The sequence below is a fragment of the Streptomyces swartbergensis genome (genome assembly GCF_002148965.1).
In the GTDB taxonomy this organism is placed as follows: Bacteria; Actinomycetota; Actinomycetes; order Streptomycetales; family Streptomycetaceae; genus Streptomyces; species Streptomyces swartbergensis.
In genome coordinates, this window is the sequence record NZ_NGFN01000428.1 from 1 (window position 1) to 6,666 (window position 6,666).

Below are 6,666 nucleotides of genomic sequence, written 5' to 3' on the forward strand. Positions count from 1 at the left end.
GTCCCACGGACAGCGGCCCCTACCTCGCCCCCGCGCGGCCGGCGGCCCCCGTGCTCGGTGCGGGCAGGGCACGGCGCGGCGCGGTACTCGGCACCCAACCGCTCAGCGGGAGACTCGACTTGTCCGGCCCCCAGGGCGCGCAGCTGCGCACGGCGATCGCGTCGGTGCACCGTATCTGCCCGGAGTTCGCCCCGGTGCAGGTCCTGCGCCGCAACGGACGGGCCGTGCTCCTGGTCGGTACGACCGGTCGCAGCTCGGCCGTCGCCAAGTGTTTACTGGACCATTCCCCCGCCTGGTCAGAGCGGATCCGCCACGAGATAGCGGCGTACCGCTCGTTCGTCCGGCACCGCCCTCCGGTGCGGGTGCCGAGACTGATCGCGGCGGACCCGGACAACTGCACACTGGTGATCGAGCGGATGCCCGGACGAGTGGCGGCGCTCCAGCGGCACCCGGCCGAGGCGCCGCCGCGGGCGGACATCAGGGCGGCACTCGGCGCGATCTGCCGGCTGAACGCCTGGCGGCCGCCGGCGGGCACGTTCGACGCGCCGCTGGACTACGCGGCCCGGATCTCGCGGTACCACGAGCTGGGCCTGCTCACCGACCGGGACCTGGGTGATCTCCAGAAGCTGCTGCACGGCATCGCTCAGGCGGCCGGGCGGCAGGGCATGGGCCAGTTCTGCCACGGCGACGCACTGTTGTCGAACATCCTCCTGTCACCGGCCGGTCCAGTGCTGGTGGACTGGGAGCACGCGGGCTGGTATCTGCCGGGGTACGACCTGGCGACGCTGTGGTCGGTGCTCGCGGACGCACCGGTCGCACGTCGGCAGATCAGCCAGATCGCCCAGTCGGCGGGCCCGGCGTCCAGGGATGCCTTCCTGGTGAACCTGATGCTGGTGCTGACCCGGGAGATCCGTACGTACGAGACGGCCGTGCAGCGTTCGATGCACGAAGCGACCCCGGCGGCACCGGTTACGGCCCAGCCTGGTGCTGTGCCGTCCGGCGAGGAGCAGCGGCTGCTGCTGCGGCGGCTGCACGACGACTGCCAGATGGCCCGGCGGGCCGTGCGCGCGGCGGTCGGCACTCGCTGACGGGGACGAAAGGGCCGCTGTGTGCCTGGCCAGGCGCACAGCGGCCCTTTCGTGTGCGGGCTGCCGCCGGGTTCAGCCCTGCTGGAAGAGCTCCGCGGGCAGTGGTTTGAGGAGGGCGTACAGGTCGTCCGTGATGGGGCGGTCCCAGGCGGCGATGGTCACCAGGACGTTGTCGCTGCGGTCGAACTGCACGCAGGAGATGCGGCTCTCGGAGAGCTTGACGCGGCGCACGATCAGGAGGTTGTCGCCCTGCATCACCGGCACGTCCTCGGTGCTGACGACGGTGACCTCCTCGTCGTTCTCCAGTGCCAGCAGCAGCTGCGCCACCTCGAAGGGGACCTGTCCCTCGGGGACCTCGCGGGCCGGGGAGCCCTCCGGCAGGTTGCCGATGATCATGGCGGGGCCGCGGCCGCCGAACAGGTCGTAACGCAGGAAGACGCCCTGGCAGGTGCCGTCGGGGGCGGGCAGCAGTCCCGCACCGAGGTTGCCGGGCCAGTCGCCCGGGTCCATGGCCAGTACGTCGAAGTCGGGCCCGGCGGGCGTGGCGCTGCGGCGGCGGAGGAACGACATGCCGCCATGGTACGTGGCCCGGCCTGCGAAGTGTCGGGAGGGCGGCGACCCGATCGGGCCTATGCCGTCATCCGGTGCCGTTGGTGGTGGCGGGCCACCCGGGCTCGGTTGCCGCACGAGGGTTTGCACCACTCCTGGCGCGGGTGGTCCTTGAGGAAGTACCGCACGCAGCGGGGCGCGTGGCAGGCCCGCAGCCGGTCGCGGTCGGGGCTCGCGAGGAACGTGATCACGGCGTGTGCGAGGGCGGCCGTCAGGTCCTCGCCGGCGCGTACGGGCTGTCGGCGGACGTCGGGTCCGGCGCCCTCGGGCCAGTCCAGGACGGGCACGGTGGGGGTGCGGGCGGCGGCCTCGTTGAGGCGCCGTACGGCCTCGGGTACGGGCAGGAGGCGGGTCGCGTCGGCGGGGCTCGGCTCAGCGGGGCGCACGGCGCGGGCGAAGAGCGCGCGGACGGCGGCGCGCAGGTCTCGGACGGCGGCGAGCTGCGCGGCGCCGGCGGTGAAACGGCCGGCGTCCGGAAGGACCTCGGGGTGTGCCCGGACCCAGGCGGTCAGGTCTGCCGGTTCGGTCAGGTCGTCGGCGGCACCGCCGTTGCCGTCGTGCCGGATGGTGAGGGCCAGGTCCAGGGCGAGCCGGGCGTCCCTGCCGATCGGTTCCCGCATGGGCCTAATGATAGGCCTGCCGGTATCCATTAAGCGGGGTCAGTCCTGCGGCGGTGCCGGCGGGACCACCGCGACGGGGCTCGCGGCGTGCAGCAGGACGGCGTGGGTGACCGAGCCCAGCATGCGGGCGGGTGCCAGCAGGTGCCGCCGGTGGCGGCCCACGACGACGAGGTCGGCGCCCGGGGAGGCCGCCACGAGGTGTCCGGCGGCGTCGCCCGCCGCCGGGACGGGCTCGACCGGGACGTCGGGGTGCCGCTCGCGGTACGGGGCGAGGAAGCCCTCGGCGAGGATCCGGGTCTCGTCCTCGATGACGTCCTGGTCGATGATCGGCGGGGGCAGTTCGCCGGGCGTCATCCAGGGCTGCGCGGGCCACGGGTAGGCGGCGACCGCCTGGAGCCGGGCGCCGCGCCGGGCGGCCTCGGCGAAGGCGAACTCGAGCGTGGCCTCGTCGGGGCCGTCGACCTTCAGGCCGACGACCACGCGCGAGCCGGGGCCGGCTCCAGTCCCGCCCTGGACCTCGCGTCCGGGCCGGGGCACCACCACGACGGGACATTCGGCGTCGCGGGCGGCGGCGATGCCGTTGGAGCCGAGCAACAGGCTGGCGAAGCCGCCGCGGCCCCGGGAACCGAGGACCAGCAGCTGGGCGGAGGCGCTCTGTTCGGGCAGGACGGCGCCGGGCGCGCCCTCCAGGCCGACGTACTCCGTGTCCGGCAGCCCGCCGAGGCCCTCCAGGTCGGCGCGGACCCGGTCGAGCACCGGGTCGTCCTGCGGGTCCGGCGGTCCGGCCGCGAGCACCTCGGGCTGTGCCCAGTGGGCGTACTGGCGTACGTGCACCACGCGCAGGGGCGCCGAACGCCGGCGGGCCGCGTCGAGGGCCCACTCCAGGGCGCGCATGCTGTGGTCCGAACCGTCGACCGCCGCGATGACCGGCAGGGTGCTCATGGGTTCCTCGCCTTCCGGGATACGACCGTGCCCCCGGGCCAGCCTGGCTCAGGCGCGTGCCCCGGGAGGATGTCTCAGGTCGCGTGTCCGCAAACGCGGGCGGAACACCCCCGGATCGGCCGTGGCGTCACGGCCGTCCGGGACGGTTCGCATGGTGCCGCGATCGAGGTCGGCGGCGTCGCGTCAGGTGAGGTCGAACTCTCCCTCCCGCGCTCCCGACACGAACGCGCCCCACTCGGCGGGCGTGAAGATCAGGGAGGGGCTCTCCGGGCGGGCACTGTTCCGCATGGCGATGAAGCCTTCCACGAAGGCGATCTGGACATCCCCCCGCCCCCGGCTGCTGGACTGCCACTGTGCGTTGGTGAGGTCCAGCTCCGGCTTGTCCCAGCCCGTGAGCGGGCGCTGCTGGGTGGTGGTCTCGGCCACGTCCGTGCTCCTCCCGATTCGTCGTCCGCGGCCAGCCTAGCGATCGTGCCCCATGGCCAACAGGGCACGTGAGGGGGACCTTTCAGGAGTCCGGCGGTTCGGCTCCCACGAGCCACATGGAGAAGAACTGCGAGCCGCCGCCGTAGGCGTGGCCCAGGACCCTGCGGGCGCCGTCCACCTGGTGTTCCCCGGCCTGTCCGCGCACCTGGAGCGCCGCCTCCGCGAAGCGGATCATGCCGGAGGCGCCGATGGGGTTGGTGGACAGCACGCCGCCCGACATGTTGACGGGCAGGTCCCCGTCGAGTTCGGTCACGCCCGCCTCGGTGAGTTTCCACCCTTCGCCCTCGCCGGCGAAGCCGAGGTTCTCCAGCCACATCGGCTCGTACCAGGAGAACGGGACGTAGATCTCGGCGCCGTCGATCTCGCGGCGCGGATCGGTGATGCCGGCCTGCCGGTAGACGTCGGCCGCGCAGTCCTGGCCGGCCTGCGGGGAGACGAAGTCCTTGCCGGCGAAGAGGGTCGGTTCGCTGCGCATCGCGCCACCGAGCATCCAGGCGGGTGGTCGCGGTGCCCGGGCGGCTCCGGCGCGGTCGGTGAGGATCATGGCGCAGGCGCCGTCGGAGGAAGGGCAGGTCTCCGAGTAGCGGATCGGGTCCCAGAGCATGGGCGAGGCCATGACCTTGTCGAGGGTGATGTCGTGTTCGTGCAGGTGGGCGTAGGGGTTCTTCAGCGCGTTGCGCCGGTCCTTGTAGGCGACCAGGGCGCCGACCGTCTCGGGCGCCCCGCTGCGCCGCATGTACGCGCGGATGTGCGGGGCGAAGAACCCGCCGGCTCCGGCGAGCAGGGGCTGCTGGAAGGGGATGGGCAGGGACAGGCCCCACATGGCGTTCGACTCGGACTGTTTTTCGAAGGCGAGGGTGAGGACGGTGCCGTGGACGCGGGCCGCGACGAGGTTCGCGGCGACGAGCGCGGTGGAACCGCCGACCGAGCCCGCGGTGTGCACGCGGAGCATGGGTTTGCCGACGGCGCCGAGGGCGTCCGCGAGGTAGAGCTCCGGCATCATGACGCCCTCGAAGAAGTCGGGCGCCTTGCCGATCACGACGGCGTCGATGTCGGCCCACGTCAGCTCGGCGTCGTCCAGGGCCCGTCGGGCCGCCTCCCGGACCAGCCCCGCGATGGACACGTCCCGGCGTGCCGCGACGTGCCTGGTCTGGCCGATACCGACGACGGCCACGGGCTCCTTGCTCATCGGGGCTCCCCTTCGAGTACGGCGACCAGGTTCTGCTGCAGGCAGGGGCCGGAGGTGGCGTGGGCGAGGGCGCGGCCGGACTCGCCGCGGTGGATGCGGCCGGCGGCCTCACCGATGCGGATGAGACCGGCGGCCATGATCGGGTTGGCGGCGAGGGCACCGCCGGAGGGGTTGACGACGACCCCGTCGCCGAGGCGGAGGGCCTTGCGCAGGACGATCTCCTGGGCGGTGAAGGGCGCGTGCAGCTCGGCGGTGTCGACGGGCCGTTCGAAGGCGCCCGCCCGTTCGGCGGCCAGGCGCGTGGACGGCGAGTCGGTCAGGTCGCGCACGCCGAGGCCGTGGGCCTCGATGCGGTGGTCGATGCCACGGATCCAGGCGGGGCGCGCGCACAGGTCACGGGCCCGGTCGCCCGCCGCGAGGATCACGGCGGCGGCCCCGTCGCCGATGGGCGGGCAGTCGCCGGTGCGCAGGGGCTGTACGAGGTAGTCGCCCTGCGGGGCTGGCTCCTTGAGCTGCGCGTGCGGGTTTGCCGTCGCCGCCCCACGGTTGCGGGCGGCGACGGCCGCGAGGGCGGGCTCGTCGGTGTCGCCGGCGTCGATGAGGGCCTGCGCCTGGAGGGCGGCGAGCGCCACGGAGTCGGGCCACAGGGGCGCCACGTAGTACGGGTCGAGCTGGCGGGTGAGGACGTCGCGGACCGAGCCGGGCGAGGACTTGCCGTACGCGTAGACCAGCGCGGTGTCGGCGTCACCGGTGAGGAGTTTCGTCCAGGCCTCGTACAGGGCCCAGGCGCCGTCCATCTCGACGTGCGACTCGGAGATCGGCGGCCAGGCGCCGACGCCGTCGAGGGCGAGGGTGAAGGAGAAGGCGCGGCCGGCGAGGTAGTCGCTGGAGCCGGAGCAGGTGAAGTCGATGTCCGCGGTCTTCATGCCGGTCCGGTCGAGGACCTCGTGCAGCACCGGCATGAGCATCTCCACCTCGGAGAGCTCCTCGCTGCTGCGCCGGTGATCGGTCTGGGCGAAGGCGACGACGGCGACCTGGCGGTCCCCCGGTGCGCTCGTCACAGCAGCTCCTTGTAGGTGTCGTAGTCCGCGTCCGGTTCGCCCGTCGGCCGGTAGTGGTCGGGATAGCGGGCGCCTTCCGTCCACACCGGTTCGACGCGCAGCCCCATGCGGACCTCGTCGTACGGGATGCCGCCGATCCGGCCGTGCAGTGCGAGGTCGGCGCCGTCGAGGGCGATGTGGGCGTAGACGTAGGGCACCTCGATGTCGAGGTTCTTCGCCTTGATGTTGACGATGCAGAACGTGGTGACCGTGCCGCGCGGACCCACCTCGACCTGTTCGGATGTGGCCACCCCACATGTGGGGCACGCACCCCTCGGCGGGACGTACACCTTCCGGCAGGACGGGCAGCGCTCGCCGACGGTCCGGCGGCCGGAGAGGGCGTTGATGTAGGCGGTCTGCGCGCGCCCGGGTGAGTAGGTGTAGTCGAGGCGGGCGGCGGCGACGATGCCGGTGACCGGGTCTGCGAACTCGCCCGTGTGCCCTGCCGGTTCGGCCGGGCCGCCGTCGTACGGCTCGAAGCAGGCGATGTCCGTGATGGCGCCGGTGCGTTCCTCCGCCCAGCGGATGCGGACGCGCATGCCGGTGTGCACGGCGTCGGGGCCCGGGGCGTCGAGGGCGTGCAGCAGCGCGGTGTCGGCGCCGTCGAGGCGGACCAGGGCCCAGGCGAAGGG

Annotated in this window: 8 protein-coding genes; 1 reads left to right on the forward strand and 7 read right to left on the reverse strand. The window is 73.4% G+C overall.

What is annotated here, in order from left to right; all coding sequences use genetic code 11:
• Positions 1-1,088 (forward strand): aminoglycoside phosphotransferase family protein (locus CA983_RS38835; protein WP_086605410.1); only part of this gene is annotated, 1,088 nt, incomplete at its 5' end.
• A gap of 72 nt (positions 1,089-1,160) precedes the next feature.
• Here the strand turns inward: CA983_RS38835 and CA983_RS38840 are convergent.
• The 7 genes from CA983_RS38840 to CA983_RS38870 form a co-directional block, all read right to left on the reverse strand.
• Positions 1,161-1,658 carry a glycosyltransferase family protein gene (locus CA983_RS38840; protein WP_031141380.1) on the reverse strand — a complete coding sequence of 166 codons (498 nt, stop codon included), beginning with the start codon at positions 1,656-1,658 and terminating at the stop codon, positions 1,161-1,163.
• A 59-nt stretch (positions 1,659-1,717) separates the two neighbouring features.
• The gene (locus tag CA983_RS38845) at positions 1,718-2,317 is read right to left on the reverse strand and encodes a CGNR zinc finger domain-containing protein (protein ID WP_167407542.1); all 600 of its coding nucleotides are present in this window, start codon (positions 2,315-2,317) and stop codon (positions 1,718-1,720) included.
• A gap of 39 nt (positions 2,318-2,356) precedes the next feature.
• Positions 2,357-3,259, reverse strand: a complete 903-nt coding sequence (locus CA983_RS38850) for a universal stress protein (RefSeq protein ID WP_086605412.1) — start codon at positions 3,257-3,259, stop codon at positions 2,357-2,359.
• A gap of 183 nt (positions 3,260-3,442) precedes the next feature.
• Complete coding sequence (locus tag CA983_RS38855) at positions 3,443-3,685, reverse strand: DUF397 domain-containing protein (RefSeq protein WP_010033039.1); 243 nt, start codon at positions 3,683-3,685, stop codon at positions 3,443-3,445.
• 82 nt (positions 3,686-3,767) lie between these two features.
• Positions 3,768-4,934, reverse strand: coding sequence for a thiolase domain-containing protein (locus CA983_RS38860; protein ID WP_086605413.1), 1,167 nt, complete (start codon positions 4,932-4,934; stop codon positions 3,768-3,770).
• Complete coding sequence (locus CA983_RS38865) at positions 4,931-5,995, reverse strand: thiolase domain-containing protein (protein WP_086605414.1); 1,065 nt, start codon at positions 5,993-5,995, stop codon at positions 4,931-4,933. Before CA983_RS38865 ends, CA983_RS38860 begins: the two co-directional genes overlap by 4 nt.
• The coding region (locus CA983_RS38870) for an OB-fold nucleic acid binding domain-containing protein (protein WP_086605415.1) at positions 5,992-6,666 on the reverse strand (675 nt) is incomplete at its 5' end. The genes CA983_RS38870 and CA983_RS38865, both read right to left, overlap by 4 nt.